Here is a 22,517-nt window from a genome sequence, read left to right as displayed (position 1 = left end):
TTTCTTTCAGCAAGTGTAAAAAGTTATTCGTTACATCCGGCTGATTGAACGCGGAATATTTACGCAAACGTTATCGTTGCGCGGGAGGAAATGAGCAGCATTTCATCATGGAAAGGTTATAACAAAGGGAAGGAAAGGGAGATGTGTCCGGGTATTCCTGCACGGGATAGCAGGATCGATGCAATGGAGTAAAGATAGGGAAAACAGCACGAATCACATCCAGCAGGTGGCTGCACCAATTATATGTGCATCTTCACCGAGCAGGGCTATGCGAACCGGGGCTTCGATATTTTTTTGCTTCAAAGCCGCTTCCAGTGCGGGAAGAAAGAGCCTATGACTTTTAGAGATATTGCCTCCCACTACAATAACATCGGATGGATGTTTGTGCAGGGCGATTTCGATGAAGCGGGCAAGACGCTCTGCAAACTCCTTGAAAATCTCTGCGATGGAAGGATCTTTCGGCAGGCGATCGACCAGCGCTCTGGTATTTTCTACAGTGATGCCGCTTTGTAACGCGTAACGCTGAACGAACCAGCGGGAAGCGAGCAGGTCTTCGGCGATCACGCCCTCGAAAGGCATTCGCCAGAGATCGGCATCGATCACTTTGCCATTGCTGAACCAGGCAGAACCGAGGCCTGTGCCGAGCGTAATGCCGAGTGCACTGGTGCATCCCTGAATGGCACCTCCTGCGATCTCGCCGCGCAAAAAACAGAGGGCATCGTTCATCATGCGGATCGATGTGGGGGCAATGCCAAGTTCCGCAGCCAGTAATTGCTTGATGTTGAGGCCATAAAGGCATTCGTACTTACCCTGATCTTTGATAAGGGAGATGCCGGACTCATAGTCTACCGGACCGGGCATGGCAATGCCGATCAGCTGTTGCGGGATACGTGTATGGTAGGCGGAGAATGCATTACGGATGGCGGAAGCCCATGTTTTGATCACGGTATCGGCATCATCATCGGCACGCACCGTTTTTCTAACGAGGGAATGGGTGAGAATGGCGCCATTGCGAACATTCACCAGAGCAGCAGTTATATGAGTTCCGCCGATATCTACGCCGGCAATGAGATCAAAATTCATGGGAAGTGTTGAAACCTGCTAACTAAATCGTTTTAGCAAACCTCCGTGAAGATAATGAAAAAAATGAAGGCTCATAATTTTTCTCCCCCGTTGAAATTATACCCGTAAAAAGTCAGCTGTTGCAACAGCGGTTTTCTCAAAAAAAACGCTGATACCCGGAAAGAAGCAAGTTGGTTGAAAAACCATATTCCGAAACCCGATATTGATTACCAGTCACTCAGTCTTCCGATGGGCTGAAAACTGCTGGCTGACACGCCTGCAAACCCGCAAAGATACCCGCATCCGGTCAAGTATTTCGAAGTCCCCGTTATACCCGTTTCATTTCACAAAATGAATTTTGCGGGTACCATAATTACTTGTAAAATTGTACCCGGATACACGTCAATTCTTTTTTAGTAGCTTTCACAAATTGGGATAACAACTTTTCATTCTTTATTAAGGCTCGCAATGTAAGCGGGATCAAAAAAAACAATTCAACCGTTCAAATGGCTGTTGCTGTAATGGCTATCGGGCATGCGGCTGATCAACTACGTTACTTATCCCCCCGCTTCACAAATTATTTATTGGGTTCACCACACACATGACATTGTTGGTGGCTTTCTATTGCCTTTATGTTTTTTCGCATATAGGTAACTGTTAAGCCAGGCCAATGCTTGCACCTATATTTTTTTGAAGTATTAAACAGCGGATGATGAGGTTACAGTTGCCTGACAATTCCGGATATGGTACACATCCGGAAGAAACCACACAAGAGATGCCGCCTGTTTCTTACACCAGTCAGTTATTGGCAGAAACCGATTCGGCACTGGTGACGGAACTCAGGAAGGGCAATGCTGACATAATGCTCAGTCTCTTTAAACTTTACTATGCTCCGCTCTGCTATTTCGCGGAAAGGATCTTGCACGATAAGCCTGCTGCGCAGGACATTGTGGAAGACTCTTTCATGAAGCTGTGGAAGAAGCATACCGATTTTCGGAGTATCCAGAACATCAAGGCATTTCTTTACATCACTACGCGCAATGCGGCACTGAATCATCTCAAACAGAGTCAGCGCGATATTGCTTCCATTAAAGAACTGGCCTATCTGAGAGGTGATGCAGACGATCATGTACTCAACAGCATTGTGCGTGCAGAAGTGATTGCAGAGATCTATCAGCAGATAGAAAAACTGCCCACACAATCGAAGAAAGTATTGAAGATGAGCATCTTTGAGAACATGCGCAACCACGAAATCGCCCGCGCGCTCGATGTATCGGTACATACTGTAAAGAACCAGAAAGTAAGGGCTGTTCAGATACTCAGGATGAATATCTGCAAGCTGAATAACTATGCCTGAAAATATTTTTTCATTTCCAATGGTACCACAGCACAGTTTTACTGTTTTAATATAAATAACCACTGATTACTGAAAAACCAAAATACTGCCACCGCAACAAAATGATTAAAGCCATGATAAACATATTCCATTTTCAAAATGGTTAATTTTTATCGCATGTGACTGTTTGGTTGGGTCACAACCGGGGAGTGTTTCTACACTCTCTTTTTCTTTTTTATGCAGTACCCGGAAAAAGTCATTACTCCCTTTCAATAACCAACTTGAACTGCTTGATCTGAGGTTCAAAAACGAGGCCTGGGGCCGGGGTAATTCCCGGTCCCCGATGGCTTTGCAAAACAGGATCCACCTGCACGCTGCATATGTTTCGCAGCACCATGAACGTTATAGCTGAATGAAGAATGGGCTGATTCTTTCAAAAAAAATCCGGGGTACTGGAAATGCCGCAAAAACTGGATTACCCACTCATGCGCCAGGCATCTTCCTGTTATGTAGACCCTCTGCATCCTGTACATAACTGTCAAACACCTGCTTGGCATGCTTTCATTGCATCCCATACGCCCGGATCTATAAGTTAAAAAAGTTGAAGAGTTGCTATCCGTCAACCGTTCGTCCGGTTGTGGCAGACTGCCGTGTGCCGGACTTTTACATACTATTCTTTCCCACATAAATATCCAAACCAATCAACATTACCGGTTATGTTTTCGGGATAAAAACTTTCGTTTCCTGTGTTTTTTATAAACATCTTCATACGCTTACGGGTTTTCACTTAGGCTTTTTACTATGCATCTTTTTTTTTCGCCTGAAGTAGTACAGCAGCACGTTTCAGTTGTTTTTATATTAATCACATTTGGCTGGCCTTTCCTGTAAAAAGGGGTTGAACTTGCACGAACATCAAAAACAATTGTCCCCATGAAAGAGCATCAGGTGGATGGAGCATTCCATACCGCTTATCTTATCATCAAACACCTCAAAGGTGAACTAAGTGAAAAAGAGCTCAGTGATCTGCATCATTGGATCAACAGCAATGCCGCACATTACGATGTGTTCGAATCGCTGAAAGATCCCCTGCAGACAAGTGAAGCGCTTGCTCAGATCGCCGGCTATCCCGTAGCTGAGGCGCACATGCGGTTATTACGAAAAATAAAGGAGGATTGATTATTTGCTGCGCTTCATGGCGCTTGGCGGAAAGCCCATCCGCTTTTTGAATGCAGCTGTAAAACTGCTCACATTCTTGTAACCCGTTGCAAAAGCGATCTCATGAATGGGAGTATCTGTCTCCGTTAGCAGGGTTCTTGCCTTTTCCATCCGGGCTTCGAGCAGAAAATCGAAAATGGTTACACCATACAACTGCTTGAATCCTTTCTTCAGCTTAAAATCATTGATGCCTACTTTATGGCTCAGCTCGATCACCGTTAAAGGATGTTCCATATTCAGCAGCAGGTATTCCCTCGCCTCCCTGATCTTATCGATATCATACTGATGAAGGCGGATTTCCGAAGCATTGGCCGAAGAAGGCGCAATTCGAGTGAACGAAAGCAACAGCAGTTCAGACACTTTATTGCGGAGATAGAGCTCCCGCACTTCTCCTGAATAATCGTTGTGAAGCAGATCGCGAATGATGGTGATCATCTCCGGCGTGAGACTGGTATTGGCTCCGCTCAGCACTGCCGCTTCGCCTGCATCGTAGTGTTCGAGCAATTGCTGCAACGCAGGGAAATAAGGCGCATATACATCGAGGTAAGTTCGGTTGAAATGTACAGTGAGGGTGGTGTATTCCTTTACGTCTTCCATAAAAGCCCTGGCAGACAGAAATGGCGCACAGACCATATTGAGCTGGCCTTCCTGCATTTTGAAATTGCCGATCTCTTCGAGCTGATACCGCACATGCCCGCGCATCACCACATGCAGATCCAGTACCCGCGCAGTAAAGGTGGCTTCAAGGGTACCGGGCTTTTCTACAATATAGTGCTGATGCCAGATTGTAAACCAGGGTGTAGCAATTTCTGAGAACAGTATTGTTCCGAAGTCTGCTTTCCCTAATAACCTGCGTGCTCCCGGCAACTGCAGGTGGTGGTAAGAGGCTGGTATTTCGGTAGTGAAAGCAATTGCTTCCTGAGTACCGCTTGTAAGTTTCACATCCATAGCTGATCTGTATTATCCGTACTGCTACTAAACAGACGCTTAACGGATCAATTCTTCCTTTTTTTAACAACCATCAAACAAACAGGGATACCAATGAGAGAGAGGGAGCAGAGAACCTCCACAAAAACGATATAAGTAAAGTTAGCTACGTTTTTTGAGAGAAAATAACTACAAGATTATTAAAGCCACGAAAGGCTAAGTGAATACCTATAATAACCGCTAAGTAATTGAGCGTAGCAATCCGATTTTTTGATTCCATTAAGGTTTATTGCCACGCATTCGTCTCAGCAGACCGAGCACAGCCTCCTTATTCCAGTTGCTGAATCGCCCGCGTTGTATCACCAAAGCATTATCCGCCGGGTTTTGCAGGTAATAGTGAAATACGAAACCGGCCTGCGGGTTATTCCATCCGATCATCTGTCCAAACCGGAGATCATTGAACACAAGCGTGCTGTCGTGTTTGTCCACCGTGTAGTACCCCTGCGAAAACCTGATCAGCCGATGCGTATCTTCTTCCTCTTCCATCGGCTTCAGCAACTCCCTGTTGCGGGGAAAATATGTAAACACCATGCTGGTGTCGCTGTCGAATAAACTGCGGTATCCGAGATGATACCCGGTACTGTCTTCCAGTATCACATACCAGAGTACGTTATTCAGTGGTGTGGGCGTTGAAAAATATCTGGTGTAACCGACTCCCTGGCGGGCAGCCATTTTTTTCACCCGGTTATCGGTAATGGTCTTGCTGAGTACGCCGAAGGCGAGATAGAGCCCTGAAAGTATCAGTCCGAATTTTACCCAGCGCAATCTTGCCGCCCTGTTCTTTGTGCTCATCAGCAGCAAAGCCAAGAATGCAATGGCAGGCCAGATGGTGAACAACGGATCGGCTACGAAAAGATAATCGAAGCTAAACCGGTGATGACTGAATGGCTCCAGCCATCCGGTGCCGTACACATTCATGCCATCGAGCAGCACATGCACCAGCATTTCCACGCCAAAGAACAGCAACCATTTTTTCAGTGAGATATCATGCGGGCGATGTATGCGCTCCGCCACCAGCGCCATCAACGGCGTAACAATCAGAATAAATAAAAAGGAATGGGTGAATCCGCGGTGTGCCAGCAGATCGTTTGCAGGATTGAGCCAGAAGCCTGCCACAAAATCTATATCGGGAAGGCTTTGCATGAGCGCTCCCCAGAACATAGCTTTTTTTCCTACCTGCTTTTCAGCAAATGCTTCCCCGATGCAGGCTCCGAGTACGATGTGCGTGAGTGAATCCATAGGCTGATCCAAATGTAATGGATTATTGAGTATATTAGCAGACTAACTGTACACTATTCCCCCTTTCCTCTCATGACATTATTGATTGTGTTATTAGCTCTGATTGCCCTCATTCTGCTGGTTACATGGGGCAAGGTGAATCCATTTATCGGATTTCTGATTGTAAGCATTGCAGCTGGCCTTTCTCTTGGCATCCCTCCCGACAAAATCACCAAAGCGGTTCAGAAAGGAATCGGCGATACACTCGGATCGCTGACCATGATCATCATGCTTGGCGCCATGCTGGGAAAACTGGTAGCAGCCAGCGGCGCAGCCAAACGCATTACCGATGTGCTGATGCGCGCCTTCGGCGAAAAATACATCCAGTGGGCCCTGATGGTAACCGGTTTCATCGTAGGCATTCCGCTTTACTACAATGTTGGTTTTGTACTGATGATCCCCCTGATTTTTTCAGTGGTGTATCAATACAAAATGCCTGCCGTGTACGTAGGATTGCCGATGCTGGCCTCGTTGTCGGTAACGCATGGGTTTCTTCCTCCACATCCGTCGCCGAGCGCATTGGTTGGGCAATTCCATGCCAATATGGGACTTACCCTGCTCTATGGAATGATCATTGCCATTCCCACCATCATCATAGCCGGACCCGTATTCGCAAGAACCCTCAAAAATATCAAGAGCGTTCCGTTGCAGACATTTCAACCACCGGTTTTGAAGGATGATGAAATGCCCGGAGCCGTCAACAGTTTTGTATCCTCCCTCCTGCCTGTGATTTTACTGGCACTCACTTCGGTACTGCCGATGATACCCGCTATGAAAACGGGCGTCTGGCCGGGGCTGCTCTCTTTTGTGGGTGATGCCAATATCGTGATGCTGATCAGCCTCATCATTGCCACCTACACATTAGGACTGGCCAACGGCAGAAGCATGAAAGCCATCATGGACATTTATGGAGATGCCGTGAAAGATGTGGCCATGATTGTGCTCATCGTTGCAGGTGCAGGCGTACTGAAACAGGTGCTGGTAGAAAGCGGCGTGAGTGATATCATTGCTGCCAATCTCAAAACCTGGACCATACCACCGCTGGTGCTCGGATGGCTCATCGCAGCCGTTCTGCGCGTATGCATAGGATCTGCTACGGTAGCGGGTTTAACAACAGCGGGCATCATCGCACCCACTATCGGATTGCTCGATGTAAATCCCAACCTGATGGTACTCTCCATCGGCGCGGGCAGCCTCATGTTCTCACACGTGAACGATGCAGGCTTCTGGCTCTATAAAGAATATTTCAATCTCAGCATAAAAGATACGCTCCGGTCCTGGTCGCTCATGGAAACTGTGGTGGCCGTTGTAGGACTGATCGGTGTATTATTGCTTAACCTCGTAGTGTAACTACATCAGAAAAAACTGTGAACATGACAACGGGAAACAACTGGTACCAGATCAGCAATATCGAAGAAATAGATTCACCGGCGCTGGTGGTGTATCCGCAGCGCGTGGAAGAAAATATCCGCCAGCTGATTGGCATGACGGACGATATCCAGCGCTTACGCACACACGCCAAAACGCATAAATCGAAAGAAGCGGCCTTACTGCAACTGAAGCATGGCATCCGCAAATTCAAATGCGCTACCATCGCCGAAGCAGAATTGCTGGCACAGGCCGGAGCTCCGGATGTGTTGCTCGCCTATCAGCCGGTGGGTCCGAAACAAGAGCGGTTCTTTACGCTGATCAGCAAATATCCTGATACAATTTTCAGCTGTCTCATCGACAATATCGAAGTAGCGAAAGAACTGTCCGGACATTTCCTGCTCTCCGGCAGGCAGCTGCCTGTGTACATCGATCTCAATATCGGGCAGAACCGAACCGGCATCCAACCCGCGCAGGCGCTGGCTTTGTACGAAGCTGCTGCTGCACTTCCCGGCATTTCCATTATCGGGCTGCATGCATATGACGGCCATATTCACCATAAAGACCTTGCACAACGCACCCAACTGGTGAATGAAGGATATGCACCAGTTGAAGAACTCGCGGCAGCCATCGTTGCAAAAGGATTTCCGAAACCGATTATCGTTGCCGGCGGCACTCCTGGTTTTCCCGTGCATGTTCAGCGGAAAGAAGTGGAATGCAGTCCGGGTACATTTGTGTTCTGGGACAAAGGATATTCCGATGAATGTCCGGAGCAGCCATTCATTCCCGCTGCGCTGGTGATCACGCGCGTAATTTCACTCCCCGACTCTACCAAACTCTGCCTCGATCTCGGACATAAATCAGTAGCTGCAGAGAACGAACTCGCCAAACGTGTTTTCTTTCTGAATGCACCTGAACTGAAACCATTGGGCCAAAGCGAAGAACATCTGGTTGTAGAGGCAGGGCCTGGGCATCAATACAAAGTGGGTGATGTGTTCTATGGCATTCCGCAACACGTATGCCCTACTGTGGCATTGTACGATAACGCCATCACTATCGAAGATGGAACAATCAGCGGCAAGTGGCGCATTGCAGCGAGAGACAGAAGTATCACGATTTAACCGACACAACTCATAAAAAATGCCGCAGCTCAACAGAACTGCGGCATTTCTATTTTATGAAAACGATTTACAATCCAGCCACCATGAGGCTGCATCCGCGGATATCGCTGTTATCCATGCGGCCCTGCACTTCAAATTGTCCGTTCTCAAACACACGGCCTACATCTTCCGTAGCAATGAATGCGCAGGAATAAATATTCGCCAGATCGATCACATTGATGATACCCGTTCCGCTGTGTCTCACATCGAAAGGATCATCTTCCTGCCGCACCATTACACGCATCCAGGCGGGCGTATCAAAAATGCCCTCTCCTTTGGAATATCCTTGAGAAAGCAGTTCCGTCATGCCATACTCCGAATGAATATGGGTCAGGCCAAATGCATTTTTAAGAATAGCATGCACCTGCTCTCTGGTCATTTCTTCTCTGCGTCCTTTCATGCCACCTGTTTCCATCACAATGGTATGCTTCAGCGGCATCGGGAATTTCTCTGCAAAATCGAGCAGTCCGAATGTTACGCCGATCAGCAGTGTAGGTTGTTGTCTGGCTTCCAGCTGTTGCAATACGGCAGCCAGTTTTTCGTGTTCGTATAAATAAAAACCGCTTTCCGGATGGCCGCTTTGCCTGATCAGTTCATCTGCCATTACCACCAGCGAAGAATTGCTTCTTTCGAGATAGGACGGCAGCAGTCCGATTACACATAGATTCTTTACCGGTCCGTAAAACTGCTCGAATGCCAGCATGAAACTTTCCCGGTAGATGCCGAGATGGCGCACATAATGCCGGCTATTGATGGTTTGAGTGGTACCGCTGCTCTGAAAAACCGCTTCCGGCTCGAACGATGTGGTAACTACATCATGACTTTTGAAAAATTGAATGGGGAGGAAAGGAATGTCCTGCACCCTCCGTACATCATCCCCAACCACATTAACAGCATTTACGTATTGATGATATACAGGATTGTTTGCATATTGGAACCGGAACAATTCCAGGGCCAGTGGTTCGAATCCCTGCTGGTCCGCCAAAAAAACTTTATCTTCATATTTAGGATTCATATACAGAGCATAAAGGGTAAAGCCATTAAATTTGTATCTAACAGAGCTATGAATATGCGCACACTTACATACTTAGGTCTTCTCCTGATCCCTGTAACAATTTTGATTGCACAGGGTTGTGGCAAAGATAAGCTGAGAACCAAACCCTCCATCAAAGTAAAAAGTGTAACGCCCCGCGATGTATCGGATAAGGAAACTATCCCTGTGGTGGTAATATTCGATTATGCCGATAAGGAAGGCGATATCGGAGGCACCCTGTGGATGGGTAAAACCCGTCTTAATCTTCAGCAGACCAGCATCATTGAAGGCCGTGATTCTACCCGGTTTGCCGTTCCCGTACCTGAAGTACGCCGTACAGATGGTCAGATCGAGATCAGGCTGGTAGCCGTTAACCTCGCAATGGTAGAAACACCTTCGCAGCCTGATACCATGGCATTGAGATTCGCACTCAGGGATGAAGCCGGAAATACCAGTGACACCGTATCGGCTGGTACCATAATTTTGCGTCATTAATGCAGATGTTGAGGTATCTCTTAAATTTTCTGTTATTCACCAGTTTATTCATTTCGGGTTGTGCACTGATGATGGTTCATCAGACCAATCAGCTTTTGCACCTGCAATACGATTATCCCGATTATTACCTCTTTGTATTCTTCGCTACCCTGTGCAGCTATAATTTCCACTGGTACCTTACGCCAGATATGCCGCAGGAAACAATGCGGATCGGCTGGACCACCCGCAACCGCAACCTGCATCTGGCCCTCTTCATCATTGGCATGATCGGATCGGGCTGGTACTTCTTCCATTTTATTCAGCACTGGTTCTGGCTCATGGGAGCCGTGGTGCTTACTTTTTTATACTCGGCACCCAAGCTGCAATTCTTTCCATTTCAGCACCTGAGCAAGATCGCCATCGGCAAAACCATCTTTCTCGCTTTTGTGTGGATGTATGTGACTGCCTTTCTGCCGCTGGCCATCACGGGCCGGCAATGGGAACTGCCTTCCATCCTCTTCTGCGTGAGCAGGTTCTTTCTGGTGTACGCCCTCTGCATCATGTTCGATTACCGCGACAGGCTCTACGACAAGGCCCAGGGCATCCGAAGCATGATCACACATTTCAGTGAAAAAGGAGTAGACCGCATCTTTGCTGTTTCACTCGCCATCTTTGCCGTAAGCACCATCTGGTTCAGCCTGCTGATCAGTGCAGGCAAGATAGGATGCATCATGCTGCTGATACCCGGAGCCATCTCAGCAATTATTTATCCCTACGCCAAAAAGAATTTCAACGATTATCTCTACTACTTCGTTATCGACGGACTGATGATGCTCAGTCCCCTCCTCACCCTGCTGCTTCCCAGCCATTGATATTTATTGGTATCTTTCCGCGCATAACCAGTATAGCTATGCTGCAACAATACCGGCTGACTCTTACCTGCATGCTTTACCTTGTATGTGGACTGCTGCTCTATCCGGCATATCAGTACATCTTTGATGAAGACGGAACCGGTTACCTGATGGTAGCCAAAAGACTGGCCGAAGGCGATTACTTCAACGCCATCAACGGCTACTGGAGTCCGCTCCATGCGTGGATTGCATGGCCCCTGCTCAAAACCGGCATGAGCCTGCTCACTGCATTCAAGATCACCAGCTGGATTGCCGGATTGCTGATACTGGTTCAGGTGCACAGGCTGCTGAACAAAACCATGTTGACGAACAGCCTCAAACTCGCGCTGCTGCTAACATGCATTCCCGTTAGCATACACTACGCCACTTACGAGATAGCCGCAGATGTGCTGTTCTGCTGGCTGGCGCTGCTCTACATCGATGTGATCACCACAAAAAACTTTTTTGAAAAGCCACGGTATAACCTGCTTGCAGGAGCAGTGGCAGCTGTGATGTATTTTTCAAAGGCCTATTCCTTTCCTTTCTTTCTGCTGCATTTCACGGTACTGCAATGCTGGTTATGTTACCACAGCATCGCGCCGCAAAGAAAGAAATGGCTGCTGAGGAATCTGCTCGCAGGCATCGGCCTGTTTCTGCTGATCTCCGCTCCCTGGCTCTATGCACTGCACGAAAAATACCAGATCATCAGTTTCGCCACCAGTGGCAGTTACAACTTCGATGCACATCTTTTCGACCGGCAGATAGCTACCGATAAACTGATCTATCCACCACCCTATCCCGGTTCGCCAAGTGGTTGGGAAGACCCCATCTATTTGCCGTTTGAGAGAGTGCCGGGCCAGCATTTCTTTTCTTCTCAGATGATAGTGAGGGAGATCAGGCTTTTTCTCACCAATATCATGAGGGCAATCGATGCCTTCACAGAAATGAGTTTTCTCGAACTGGCCGTGCTGCTGGCATTGATACTTTCCTGTGCCCGCAACAGATTCAGGCCGGAGCCAATGAGCATTTTCCTGCTCACCGTGCTGTTGCTGCCATTAGGATATCTTACCGTATTCATAGAAGCCCGTTATCTCTGGCCCCTGAATTTTCTGCTGATGATTGCCGGAGCCGTACTGCTGCAGCAGTGGCTGCCGAAAATCGCCCCGTCGCGCAACTGGATATTGTTCGCATGGCTGGTGTATTTCAGCAGCTTCCTCATCTATCCCATCAACACCCTCAAAGACAGTGCAGGCGCCAATAAAGACCTGTTCGTACTTGCCGGCTACCTGCGCGAAAAGAAAATACAGGGCAATTTCATTACAGGCAGCGGCAGCAGTGAAGATTACGGCATGCTGCCCAAAGCAGCGCTGCTCACCGGCAGCAGCATGCACCTGCTGATACGCCACGATGCCCCTGCCGAAGAGCTCCTCCAGGCCATGCGGCAGCAACATATCCGGTACTATTTCTACCGGTACCGGAATGAGCAGGACCTGCAAACCTTTCAGCAAAGCGCCCTTTTCAAAGCCGCTTCTCAGGTGTACCAGACCGGCATCTGCAATTTTGTGATACTGGAGATAAATTGAGGATGCAACAGCAGAAATATGTACTTTTAATTTCCAGATAACCAATAAAAGACGTTCAGAATATGGCGAAAGCATCCAAAGAAAAATCAATCCTCACCAATAAGAGCTTAGACTTCCTCCGCACATACATCAATAACGCATCGCCCGTAGGCTTTGAAAGCAGCGGTCAGCGTTTGTGGCTGGATTATATCAAATCATATGTAGACACTACGTTCACCGATCCTTACGGAACGGCTGTAGGAGTGATCAATCCCAAAGCCACTTTCAAAGTGGTGATAGAAGCGCATGCCGACGAGATCAGCTGGTTTGTGAATTACATCACGGCGGAAGGCCTCATCTACCTCAAACGCAATGGCGGTGTGGATCATCAGATCGCGCCCGCACAACGCGTATTCATTCACGGAAAGAAAGGCGCCGTGAAAGCTGTGTTCGGATGGCCAGCCATCCATACCCGCATCGGCAATCCCGACGGCAAGGAACCCAATCCGAAAGTGGACAACCTCTTTCTCGATTGCGGAGCAAGAAGCAAGAAAGAAGTGGAAGACCTTGGCGTACATATCGGCGCAGTGGTTACCTATCAGGATGGCTACGACGAACTCGCCCACGATTACTGGATCGGCCGCGCATTCGATAACCGCATCGGTGGATTTATGATCGCCGAAGTGGCCAGACTGCTGAAAGAAAATAAGAAATCACTTCCCTTCGGCCTCTACGTAGTGAATGCCGTTCAGGAAGAGATCGGGCTGCGTGGTGCAGAAATGATTGCACGCCGCATCAAACCGGATATCGCCATCATTACAGACGTTACACACGATACCACTACTCCGATGATCAACAAAATAATCGAAGGAGATGTGGCCTGCGGCAAAGGACCATCACTGGCTTACGGCCCCGCAGTGCATAACAAACTGTTGCAGATAGTGCAGGATGTGGCAGAGAAAAAAGACATCCCTGTTCAGCTCCGCACAGTAAGCCGCAGCACAGGAACCGATACCGACTCATTTGCCTATGCAAACGACGGATGCCCTTCTGTGCTCATCTCTATCCCCCTCAGGTATATGCATACCACCGTGGAAATGCTGCATAAGCGTGATGTTGAACAAACCATTCAGCTCATGTACGAAACCTTGCTGACATTATCACCAAAAACAAATCTCAGTTACCTGTGATCATCCAATCCATTTTTTTATACCTCGATCCCGGCAGCGGCAGTTACCTCATTCAGGCAATTATCGCTGCCGTGCTGGGGGCGCTTTTCTACTTTAAAAATATCTGGTGGAGAATAAAATCCTTCTTCTTTAAACCAACTAAGAAAGATTCCACCGGGAATGAAGATGCCCATGGAGACATCTAAGCGCGTTGCAGGATCGTACAAAGACCCCAGCGGTTTTGTATTCCTGGCCAATAATGTCATCTGCCGGCAGGTGAACCAGCGTTATGCCGCCACCTATGAACACCTGATGAGCAGCGGCCTCTATACCGCACTCACAGCCGCTCACAGGCTGGTACCTCATTCAGAACTGAACGAGAACCTCACCAATACACCCAACTGGTACAAAACATTACTGCCCGATCCTATCCATTTCATCACCTATGCGTATGAATGGTCGGGCGCGCAGCTGCGCGATGCAGGCATACTCACGCTCCGCATCATGCGCACAGCTATGGAACATGGCATGATTCTCAAAGATGCCACTCCCTACAACGTACAGTTCCAGAATGGCAGACCCGTTTTCATCGATACCCTCTCTTTTGAAATGTATGATGAAAGCAAACCATGGATCGCCTACAGACAATTCTGCGAAACATTTCTCTTTCCGTTGCTGCTGGAACGATATACCAAAGTAAGCAGTCATCATTGGTTGCGCATGCACCCCGATGGCATTTCTGCAGCCGACACTGCCAACCTTCTTCCATTCAAGAGCAAACTGAATGCAGGCGTATGGCTGCATGTATTTCTCCAGCGCTCCGTTGCACAGAAAAACGATTCCGATAAGAGCAAGGCTAAGCCTTTCAGCAGACAGAAACTGCTGAACCTGCTGCAACACCTGGAGAACATATTGCTCAAATCAGGGAAATCCGCCACGGGCACCACCTGGGGCAACTATTACGAAGAAACCATTATCGGTCAGGCTTACCTGCAGGCCAAGGAAAAGATCTTCCGCCAGATGCTGCAATCCACCGAAGCATTAACAGCATTGGATCTCGGCGCCAACAACGGGCATTTCTCCCGCATCCTCGCCGAAGGCAACAGGCAGGTGATTGCCGCGGATTTCGACGAAGCATGCATACATCACCTGTACAGCTACACGAGAAAAGAAAAGATAAAGAATATACTGCCACTGATTCAGGATATTGTTCATCCCTCATCTTCCATCGGATTCAACAATACTGAACGTCCGGCATTTCATCAGCGCATCCGCACAGAACTGGTTGCAGCGCTGGCCCTGATCCATCACCTGGCTATCGGAAAGAATATCCCGCTGCCCGATATCGCCGCTTATCTGCATGGCATTGCTCCGCAACTGATTATCGAGTTTCCCGAAAAAAATGACGAAAAAGTGCAGCTGCTGCTGAGCAATCGTGAAGACATCTTTCCGGACTATTCCGAAGCCGGATTTGAAGCCGCATTCGAACCCTACTTCGATACCATCACAAAAGTTCGCATACCCGATACAAGCCGCATACTATATTTCATGAACAGAAAAAACTGATATGAAGGAGGCCCTGCGCTCGATACCTTTCTATGCTTTTCTGCTGCCGCTGTTTTTTGTACTGCATGGATTTGTGGAGCTATGGAGTTTTCACAGTTTTGCGGATTACCTCCCCCTGCTGCTGCTCTATACCGGCTGTACATTGATAGTGCTGCTGCTATTCCGATGGATAACCGGCAACTGGAGAAAGGCTGCACTCATCACTACCTTCCTCACAGGATTCTATCTGTTCTTCGGCGCCATCTTCGATTTTCTGAAAGCGCATTCGCCATTTGCAGCGCTGTACAAATATTCCGTACTCACCGTCAGTTTTCTGATACTCGCCATCCTGCTGTTCATCTGGCTTCGCCGTACCACCAGCAGTTTGTACAGAATTACATTTTTTCTGAACCTGCTGCTGCTCATCTATCTCGGTCTCGATCTTTTCACTGCCATACGAAAGTCGCAAACACAAACCAGCAGACCTGTTATCACTGCGCCGAATGCCGCTAACGGCATTATTGCAGACAGTATCGAAAAGCCCGATATCTACCTGCTGGTATTCGATGGTTACTCCAGCACTTACGGGCTGAAACAATTTTTCGGATACGATAACAGCGAACTCGACAGTTTTCTCATCAGCAGAAAATTCCACAACCTGCCTGCAAGCAGGAGCAACTATACAGCCACGGTTTTTTCCATGGCCTCACAACTCAATCTCGACTACCTCACCTGGCTCGATGCGCGCAAATTCATGACCAAGAAAGAGTATGCCCAGTGCGCCGCTATGGTTTATGATAATGAGGTAATGCGGGTTCTGAAAAACAACGGCTATGAGATTGCCAACCATTCTATTTTCGATCTGAAAGATCACCCGTCTTATGCAGATCAGGACTGGCGTACGATTCATGCAAATATCCTTGCAGAAGGAACATTCGGTTCGAGAGTATTGAAAGAATTCCGATGGATGTTCACAGTTTATCCTGCGCTCGCTAAGCTAATGCCCTTCTTCACTTATGAAGATCAGTATGTAACGGTGAAACAACTGTTGAATGGTATCGTACAAGAATCATCCATAAAAAGCAAGCAACCTAAATTCGTATACGGGCACGTGCTGCTGCCGCATCATCCTTATTACCGCGACAAGAACGGAAAAGACAGATCACAGGAAATGCTGAACGACCCTAACTGGCAGGATGGTCCGGATAACCCTTACACCGGCTACATCAAATATGCCAATACCGAGATCAGAAAACTGGTGGACAGCATTCAGATCAACACCAACGGAAAGGCAGTGATCATCGTAGAATCAGATCATGGTTTCCATTATGAGGCGCCGCCGGAGAAAAAACACAATGTCTGGTACAACGTAAATGCAGTTTATCTGCCCAACGGACAATATGGCCAGTTTATGGACAGCATCACCAACGTGAACGAATTCAGAATAATATTCAATACATTGTTCCATCAGCAATATCCTATGCTGAAAGACAGTTTATTGAGGATCTATCATTGAACTATATGAAATCATCACTCAGCAACAAGCCATACTTCATAGTACTACTGCCACTGTTTTTCATCTGGCACGGATGGGCAGAACATGCGGGATTCCTCTCCGCAACAGGATTACTGCCGCTGTTGCTGGTTTACACAGCAGTGAGCCTGCTGCTGTTCTGGCTTTTCAAATGGATAATGCGCGATGTACAAAAAGGAGCATTGATGGCCATATGGTGCATGGCATTCTTCTTTTTCTACGGCGCCATTTTTGATTTTCTGAAAGCACATTCTCCTATCCGCTTTCTGTACAAAAACCCGGTATTGCTCAGCAGCTTTGTAATTTCATTTATTCTGCTGTTCGTCTATCTGCGCAGGAGAAAGCAACCATTAACCAGGGTTACATTTTTTCTGAACCTGCTGTTACTGATCTATCTCGCATTCGATACAACGGTACTGATCTGGAAATACTCCGGCAAAGCGCCTGTGGTTTCAGCTGAGCTGCGGGTTCCGGGTCATACACCAATCCCCGACAGCTGCAAAAAACCAGATATCTATTTTCTGCTTTTTGATGAATACAGCAATTCCGCTGCGCTCAAAGAGCAGTTCAATTTCGACAACAGCAAACTCGACAGTTTTCTGCAATCGCGCAACTTCCGCCTGATGCCGAAGAGCAGCAGCAACTATCCTGAAACGATGTTATCGATGTCGTCTATGTTCAACATGAACTACCTCGCATGGCGCGATTTCAGCAAACCGGTAGTGAAGGAAGATTTTATGCGCTGCGCTACAGAGATCAAAGACAATGAGACCATGCGCTTTCTCACAGCCAATGGCTATCAGATAGTGAACTACTCTTTTTTCGATCTGGTGAATCACCCCGCTCCTGTTAACCAGCGATGGCTGAGCATCGATACAAGGCTCGTAACAGAAGGCACTTTGCTGCCAAGGATCACCAAAGCATTTGAAGGACAGATAGCAGCCCATGAATTTCTCAGAAAACTCCTGCCTGTAAAATCGTATCGTGGTCAGATGCTCAACAACGATCAATGCATTGCGGGAGTACTCAAGGAGCTGGATCGCAAAACCGACGCACCGCGTTTCATTTACGGACATTTTCTCATACCGCATTTTCCATTCTTCAAAGATGCAGCAGGCAAGGTATTGCCAGACAGTATCGTGTATGGCGTAATGGCGGAGACCATCGATCCATTGCCTTATTACTTAGATTATGTACGGTATGGCAATACCGAGATTGAAAAGATCATTACCACCATTCAGCAGAAAAATCCCAATGCGGTGATCATCTTCATGAGCGATCATGGATATCGGTGGACGGGCAGAGCGGTGAACCCGGCCTGGCTCTTCCGCAATCAGAACGCCGTGTATTTCCCTAACCGGGAATACGGCGCTTTTTACGACAGCATTACCAATGTGAATCAATTCAGGGTTATCTTTAATTCATTATTCCATCAGCAATATCCATTGATACCGGATACCGTGTTCCTGAAGTCTGTTCGAAAAGCGAATGAATCTAACCTGAATTTTTCGCATGAGCAATATCATTAGTACACTTCCGGCAAATCCGGCGCAGCGGCCATTACTGATCGCATTCGGCGGCGTTACCGCATTATTTGCGCTTTTGCTAACATTTGGTTTTCCCGTGTACCATTCTCCGGATGATACCTTCACTGCAATGATCCTCGGCAACGGATTCGGCACAGGTCAATCGGATTGCCTGCCTTTCATGCACAATATGCACTACTGGCTGTCTGCTCCGCTGATTGGGCTTTACAAAAATTATCCTTCACAGAACTGGTATAGCTGGTTGTTGCTGTTCACTCAGTATATCTGTTGCATTGTTATTTTTTATGTGCAGCTGAAAAGGCAGAACTGGTTGCCTGCTGTAATTTTTTTTCTGCTCAGTTTTTCCGTGTATGTAAGTTTTCTCATTTTATACCTGCATAACTCTTCGGCAGCAGTAACAGCCATCGCAGCAGGATCGTTGCTGATATGGCATTATGCCGATCAGCCGAAGGGATCAAAATGGTTATTGATTCCGGCAGCAGCGTTGCTGGTACTGGGCATGTTGCTCAGATTGCATATTGCCATACCATTGCTGATCATTGCAGCCCCATTCTTTTTACTGATAAAGGGATGGAAGAAAAAACTGGAAGCAGTGGCTGTGATCGCGATCTGCATATTGCTTGCTCTGAATGCTTATACCCTTCATGAAAATTATTACACCCGGCATTGCCCCAACTGGCAGTCGGAAGAGCATTACCGCCAGGCTAAATACGATTTCATCAATTACAACAGAGATACCACTAAAGCTTCGCTGGCAGCTTACCGTGAAGACATCAGTTTAGTGAATGCACTGATACTTCCCGATACCGCTTTCATTCCGCGCGAAAGGCTGAGCATGCTTGCCCGCGAAGCAAAAACCATCATGCCTCTTCGGACTTTCTTTTCGATGGATACGCTGTACTGGCCGCTGGTGAACAACCGCCTTTTTCTGGTGATGGCATTGGTGGCGATGTCGCTTTTCTGGGGAAGAAGACAGAACAATATCATCAAGATATTGTCGCTGCTCGCAGCAGCAGCACTTACTGTTTATCTGGTGATGGTGATGAAACTGCCGGAGTTCATCATCCCCTCTTTTGTATTCACCTGGTTTGTGTTTGCGGCATCGTCGGTAAAGTACATTTACCCTCCCGCAGTAATGAACAGGGTGATCACTTTTCTGATCATCGCCTCCTTTATCGGCTGGGGAGTGGTGAGGGCTGTGAAGATCAGCAATCACAATAAAGAGGAGTTCGGAGAACTATGGGCTATCCAGCGTGAGTTGAGTACACACCCCGACAAACTCTTCATCAGTATTGGGGACAATGATGTTTTCGGCAGCTTTTATGTGTTTGCCACACCCGAAGACTATCCGATGAAGAATATGCTTTTTGTGGACCAGCCGCTTAGCCTCCGGAATGCTGCGCTCCTCCGCGATTTCGGATATACCGGCTTCAATGATGCAATTCTCAATCCAAACGTCTATTTTCGCGGCCCGGAGCTGCCCGCCCTCACGGATCATTTCACGCACCAGTTGCAGAAACCCGTCGATTGGGGTGGTCCCCTGTCAGGTTTTAAATATTCAAGGGTTTGTAAACCAATGACCCGTTGAAAACGTTATTCCTGATCCGAAATAACCTTTATATTCGCCCATTCAAGAAAAAATTTTGATATGATCAGATCCGACTGGACTTTGCAGGAAGTAGAAGAACTGTACAATACCCCTCTGATGGAATTGATTTACAAAGCGGCTACCATCCACCGTGAATTCAACGATACCGGTGAGGTTCAGGTGTGTACGCTGCTGAGTATCAAAACAGGTGGTTGCTCTGAAGATTGTTCTTACTGCCCGCAGGCTGCGCGTTATCATACCGACATCAATGTACAGGCACTGATGAAAACAGATCAGGTGCTGGAGTACGCCCAGAAAGCAAAAGATGCAGGATCTACCCGCTTCTGCATGGGTGCCGCCTGGCGCGAAGTGCGCGACAACCGCGACTTCGACCGTGTAATAGACATGGTAAAAGGCGTTAATGAACTGGGTATGGAAGTTTGCTGTACACTCGGCATGCTTACCGAAGAACAGGCTAAGAAACTGGCAGATGCCGGCCTCTATGCGTACAATCATAACCTCGATACTTCTGCCGAATATTACGGCGATATCATTTCTACCCGTACTTACGACGACAGGCTTCAAACCCTCGACAATGTGCGCAAAGCAGGCGTATCTGTTTGCTGCGGCGGCATCGTAGGTCTGGGAGAAACACACGAAGACCGCATCAAGATGCTGCATACACTGGCCACCATGCCTGAGCATCCTGAAAGCGTGCCCGTAAATGCACTGGTGCCTGTTAAAGGAACACCGCTCGAACACAACGAAAAAGTAAAGGTTTGGGATCTGGTGAGAATGATCGCTTCAGCACGCATACTGATGCCGAAAGCAATGGTTCGCCTCAGTGCAGGAAGAGCTACCATGAGCATTGCCGATCAAACGCTCTGCTTTATGGCTGGTGCAAACTCCATCTTTGCCGGAGAGAAACTGCTTACCACACCGAATCCTACATTCGATGAGGATATGGCAATGTTCGATCTGCTGGGATTGAAGCCCCGTGAAGCTTTCAAAGGTGAGAAGGAAATGGTGCAGCACTAACCTGCTGCCCTTGTTGCCGCGAGAACTGCGGCAGAAGTGATACCTGAAATCTCTTTACAAAAATATGGCTGGCCATCCATCACCTGAAGGATGGCCTCTATCATTTCTTCCCCTGAAGAATTCTTGGTTACATAGCCGTTGGCCCCGGCCTGCATAAGCCCGTTAACATAAGCCAGGTCTGTATGAACAGAAATGCCGATGATGCGGATATCATCGGAAAATTCGCGGATGCGGCGCGTAGCTTCAATGCCATTCATGGGTTCCATATTGATGTCCATCAATATTATCTGGGGTTGCAAAACCCTGGATGCTTCCACCACACGGTGGCCATTTTCACAAACAGCGATCACATCCAACCGGGGATCTCTGTTCAGGAGCAGCCGCCAGGCTTCCCGCACCAGCCGGTGGTCGTCTGCTATCATAATTTTGATCATTGAGCAATGTTGTTAAAGTAACCGGCAAAAGATCCTTCAAAATGGCGACAAAATCATATTCTGCTTTGCCAATTTTCACCGCGTCAAGGAAATTTGATAGTAGAAATTAAGGGGAAACGATTACCAGACCTTATTTTCCGCTATTCCCGGTTCCCAGGTAGTCGCCCAACCGCAAAGCCAGCCCAAACTGATTATACGCAATGCTCCGCTGATACCAGCTTCTCGAATACCTGATCTGCAGCTTTTTCAATATCACACCCGCTCCCATCGAAAATCCGTTCAGCCCATTCCCCGCATTGCTTACATTCAGCTCCTTCCTTCGCATATGGTTGTAGCCGAGACTGAGCTCTATTTTGTCGGTGAGGTAACATTGCGCACTAAGCAAAACATGACTGAACAGTTTATCGAAGAAGGGTGAACCTTTCTCATCAAACCCATTCTCCGTGTTGAAAGCAGTATCGTTGTAGCGTATATCGAAGCGTTGCAGATGCCAGGCCGTTAACGAAAACTGAAGCGGCGCATTGGCCAGTCTTTTTGAAATGCCCAGCTGCATATCGAAAGGAAGTTCTTCGCGCGAAGATCCATTGTATTGCTTCAGCTGTGCGCCCATATTCTTCGCAACGAATGATGCCTGCCAGAGATTGGAAGAATCGTAATAGCTGATGCCGATATCCAGCGCAATGCCCGAAGAACGATATATGCCGTACGAAGAATGAATGAATTTAATGGTGGCGCCGTAATGCCAGCGATCCATATAACGCCTGCTTGCACTGGCCTGTATCACATAATCTACCGGGCGCATATTGCCGTATATGTTTCCGCTTTCATCTGTCTGCACAATATTGCCATAGCTGATGTACTGAATGCCCAATGCAAAATTGGTTTGCAGTTGCTCTGCGCGGTAACCGCCGATGAGGTTGTAAGCATTCACTCCACCCTTCAGCGAATTGAAACTGAACTGCGTTTGTGTATGCATGTTAGTTCGTAACAAAGCCGGATTGCCATATGCAAGACCGATATCATTGCTGATCTGAGAAATATTGATGCCGCCCAGCGCTGCTGTTTGTGGTGATGCCGGTAATTTGAGAAAGTTGTAGGTACTGCTGCCGCCGAGTGTCTGAGACCGGAGATGGCCGCAGCACAACAGTGCGATCGATATGAAGATGCAGGTTCTCATGCAGTAGATGGCCTGCGAAAATAATCCAGTTATTCAGGTACAAAAAAAAATTCCTCCATTGACATGGAGGAATTCCTTTAACCCTTAAAACAACCAACATGAAAAAATTTTCAATTGATA

20 protein-coding genes are annotated in these 22,517 nt (G+C 47.7%); 14 read left to right on the top strand and 6 right to left on the bottom strand.

All coding sequences use genetic code 11. The features are described from left to right. Positions 1-213: 213 nt before the first annotated feature. Positions 214-1,083 (bottom strand): ROK family protein, encoded by an 870-nt coding sequence (locus HHL16_RS09670; protein ID WP_169424913.1) that lies wholly within the window; start codon positions 1,081-1,083, stop codon positions 214-216. A 691-nt stretch (positions 1,084-1,774) separates the two neighbouring features. Here HHL16_RS09670 and HHL16_RS09665 point away from each other — a divergent pair. Further along, positions 1,775-2,419: an RNA polymerase sigma-70 factor gene (locus HHL16_RS09665; protein WP_169424912.1), complete on the top strand. Its 645-nt coding sequence runs from the start codon at positions 1,775-1,777 to the stop codon at positions 2,417-2,419. Positions 2,420-3,328: 909 nt separating this feature from the next. Then, entirely contained in the window at positions 3,329-3,574 is a 246-nt protein-coding gene (locus tag HHL16_RS09660; RefSeq protein WP_169424911.1) for a hypothetical protein, read from the top strand. On the opposite strand, the gene HHL16_RS09655 is transcribed toward HHL16_RS09660, so the two are convergent. Together HHL16_RS09655 and HHL16_RS09650 are read right to left on the bottom strand one after the other, a co-directional pair. Then, complete coding sequence (locus HHL16_RS09655) at positions 3,575-4,561, bottom strand: AraC family transcriptional regulator (RefSeq protein WP_169424910.1); 987 nt, start codon at positions 4,559-4,561, stop codon at positions 3,575-3,577. 258 nt (positions 4,562-4,819) lie between these two features. After that, entirely contained in the window at positions 4,820-5,851 is a 1,032-nt protein-coding gene (locus HHL16_RS09650; protein WP_240965956.1) for a metal-dependent hydrolase, read from the bottom strand. A gap of 60 nt (positions 5,852-5,911) precedes the next feature. Between HHL16_RS09650 and HHL16_RS09645 the strand changes: the two genes are divergently transcribed. Together HHL16_RS09645 and HHL16_RS09640 are read left to right on the top strand one after the other, a co-directional pair. Next, a complete protein-coding gene (locus tag HHL16_RS09645; RefSeq protein ID WP_169424909.1) occupies positions 5,912-7,228 on the top strand; it encodes a gluconate:H+ symporter in 1,317 nt (438 codons plus the stop codon). Between the two features lie 23 nt (positions 7,229-7,251). Further along, entirely contained in the window at positions 7,252-8,367 is a 1,116-nt protein-coding gene (locus HHL16_RS09640) for a D-TA family PLP-dependent enzyme (protein ID WP_169424908.1), read from the top strand. A gap of 67 nt (positions 8,368-8,434) precedes the next feature. Here the strand turns inward: HHL16_RS09640 and HHL16_RS09635 are convergent, their stop codons facing one another. After that, positions 8,435-9,421 (bottom strand): acyl transferase, encoded by a 987-nt coding sequence (locus HHL16_RS09635; RefSeq protein WP_169424907.1) that lies wholly within the window; start codon positions 9,419-9,421, stop codon positions 8,435-8,437. 54 nt (positions 9,422-9,475) lie between these two features. Between HHL16_RS09635 and HHL16_RS09630 the strand changes: the two genes are divergently transcribed. From HHL16_RS09630 to bioB, 10 genes are all read left to right on the top strand, one after another. Next, a complete protein-coding gene (locus HHL16_RS09630; protein WP_169424906.1) occupies positions 9,476-9,934 on the top strand; it encodes a hypothetical protein in 459 nt (152 codons plus the stop codon). Next, positions 9,934-10,785: a hypothetical protein gene (locus HHL16_RS09625; RefSeq protein WP_206022315.1), complete on the top strand. Its 852-nt coding sequence runs from the start codon at positions 9,934-9,936 to the stop codon at positions 10,783-10,785. The genes HHL16_RS09630 and HHL16_RS09625 overlap by 1 nt, the downstream gene beginning before the upstream one ends. Before the next feature lie 38 nt (positions 10,786-10,823). Next, a complete protein-coding gene (locus tag HHL16_RS09620) occupies positions 10,824-12,386 on the top strand; it encodes a hypothetical protein (protein WP_169424904.1) in 1,563 nt (520 codons plus the stop codon). Between the two features lie 62 nt (positions 12,387-12,448). Continuing rightward, positions 12,449-13,555 (top strand): M42 family metallopeptidase, encoded by a 1,107-nt coding sequence (locus tag HHL16_RS09615; protein ID WP_169424903.1) that lies wholly within the window; start codon positions 12,449-12,451, stop codon positions 13,553-13,555. Further along, positions 13,552-13,740 (top strand): hypothetical protein, encoded by a 189-nt coding sequence (locus HHL16_RS09610; protein ID WP_206022314.1) that lies wholly within the window; start codon positions 13,552-13,554, stop codon positions 13,738-13,740. The genes HHL16_RS09615 and HHL16_RS09610 overlap by 4 nt, the downstream gene beginning before the upstream one ends. Beyond that, positions 13,727-15,100 carry a class I SAM-dependent methyltransferase gene (locus HHL16_RS09605; RefSeq protein ID WP_169424902.1) on the top strand — a complete coding sequence of 458 codons (1,374 nt, stop codon included), beginning with the start codon at positions 13,727-13,729 and terminating at the stop codon, positions 15,098-15,100. Before HHL16_RS09610 ends, HHL16_RS09605 begins: the two co-directional genes overlap by 14 nt. A gap of 1 nt (position 15,101) precedes the next feature. After that, the gene (locus HHL16_RS09600; RefSeq protein WP_169424901.1) at positions 15,102-16,595 is read left to right on the top strand and encodes a sulfatase-like hydrolase/transferase; all 1,494 of its coding nucleotides are present in this window, start codon (positions 15,102-15,104) and stop codon (positions 16,593-16,595) included. Positions 16,596-16,600: 5 nt separating this feature from the next. Next, a complete protein-coding gene (locus HHL16_RS09595) occupies positions 16,601-18,142 on the top strand; it encodes a sulfatase-like hydrolase/transferase (protein ID WP_169424900.1) in 1,542 nt (513 codons plus the stop codon). Continuing rightward, positions 18,126-19,748: a hypothetical protein gene (locus HHL16_RS09590; protein ID WP_169424899.1), complete on the top strand. Its 1,623-nt coding sequence runs from the start codon at positions 18,126-18,128 to the stop codon at positions 19,746-19,748. Before HHL16_RS09595 ends, HHL16_RS09590 begins: the two co-directional genes overlap by 17 nt. A 60-nt stretch (positions 19,749-19,808) precedes the next feature. Beyond that, entirely contained in the window at positions 19,809-20,786 is a 978-nt protein-coding gene (bioB, locus tag HHL16_RS09585) for a biotin synthase BioB (RefSeq protein ID WP_169424898.1), read from the top strand. Here the strand turns inward: bioB and HHL16_RS09580 are convergent. Beyond that, on the bottom strand, positions 20,783-21,220 hold the full coding sequence (locus HHL16_RS09580) for a response regulator transcription factor (protein ID WP_169424897.1): 438 nt from the start codon (positions 21,218-21,220) through the stop codon (positions 20,783-20,785). The two genes, bioB and HHL16_RS09580, sit on opposite strands and share 4 nt — an antisense overlap. Positions 21,221-21,350: 130 nt before the next feature. Next, a complete protein-coding gene (porQ, locus tag HHL16_RS09575) occupies positions 21,351-22,397 on the bottom strand; it encodes a type IX secretion system protein PorQ (protein ID WP_169424896.1) in 1,047 nt (348 codons plus the stop codon). Positions 22,398-22,517 lie beyond the last annotated feature (120 nt).

Origin of the sequence: Pseudoflavitalea sp. G-6-1-2, assembly GCF_012927185.1 — a bacterium.
Taxonomy (GTDB): Bacteria; Bacteroidota; Bacteroidia; order Chitinophagales; family Chitinophagaceae; genus Pseudobacter.
The sequence above is the reverse complement of the archived record's forward strand: the minus strand, read 5'-3'. Positions and strand labels throughout refer to the sequence as shown.

Bases quoted from the DNA above. Each gene is read 5' to 3' on its own strand.
- HHL16_RS09630 (WP_169424906.1), top strand. From the start codon at position 9,476: ATGCGCACACTTACATACTTAGGTCTTCTCCTGATCCCTGTAACAATT.
- HHL16_RS09590 (WP_169424899.1), top strand. From the start codon at position 18,126: ATGAGCAATATCATTAGTACACTTCCGGCAAATCCGGCGCAGCGGCCA.
- HHL16_RS09605 (WP_169424902.1), top strand. From the start codon at position 13,727: ATGGAGACATCTAAGCGCGTTGCAGGATCGTACAAAGACCCCAGCGGT.
- HHL16_RS09655 (WP_169424910.1), bottom strand. From the start codon at position 4,561: ATGGATGTGAAACTTACAAGCGGTACTCAGGAAGCAATTGCTTTCACT.
- HHL16_RS09660 (WP_169424911.1), top strand. From the start codon at position 3,329: ATGAAAGAGCATCAGGTGGATGGAGCATTCCATACCGCTTATCTTATC.
- HHL16_RS09600 (WP_169424901.1), top strand. From the start codon at position 15,102: ATGAAGGAGGCCCTGCGCTCGATACCTTTCTATGCTTTTCTGCTGCCG.
- HHL16_RS09580 (WP_169424897.1), bottom strand. From the start codon at position 21,220: ATGATCAAAATTATGATAGCAGACGACCACCGGCTGGTGCGGGAAGCC.
- HHL16_RS09645 (WP_169424909.1), top strand. From the start codon at position 5,912: ATGACATTATTGATTGTGTTATTAGCTCTGATTGCCCTCATTCTGCTG.
- HHL16_RS09665 (WP_169424912.1), top strand. From the start codon at position 1,775: ATGAGGTTACAGTTGCCTGACAATTCCGGATATGGTACACATCCGGAA.
- porQ (WP_169424896.1), bottom strand. From the start codon at position 22,397: ATGAGAACCTGCATCTTCATATCGATCGCACTGTTGTGCTGCGGCCAT.
- bioB (WP_169424898.1), top strand. From the start codon at position 19,809: ATGATCAGATCCGACTGGACTTTGCAGGAAGTAGAAGAACTGTACAAT.
- HHL16_RS09640 (WP_169424908.1), top strand. From the start codon at position 7,252: ATGACAACGGGAAACAACTGGTACCAGATCAGCAATATCGAAGAAATA.
- HHL16_RS09620 (WP_169424904.1), top strand. From the start codon at position 10,824: ATGCTGCAACAATACCGGCTGACTCTTACCTGCATGCTTTACCTTGTA.
- HHL16_RS09595 (WP_169424900.1), top strand. From the start codon at position 16,601: ATGAAATCATCACTCAGCAACAAGCCATACTTCATAGTACTACTGCCA.
- HHL16_RS09615 (WP_169424903.1), top strand. From the start codon at position 12,449: ATGGCGAAAGCATCCAAAGAAAAATCAATCCTCACCAATAAGAGCTTA.
- HHL16_RS09635 (WP_169424907.1), bottom strand. From the start codon at position 9,421: ATGAATCCTAAATATGAAGATAAAGTTTTTTTGGCGGACCAGCAGGGA.
- HHL16_RS09625 (WP_206022315.1), top strand. From the start codon at position 9,934: ATGCAGATGTTGAGGTATCTCTTAAATTTTCTGTTATTCACCAGTTTA.
- HHL16_RS09670 (WP_169424913.1), bottom strand. From the start codon at position 1,083: ATGAATTTTGATCTCATTGCCGGCGTAGATATCGGCGGAACTCATATA.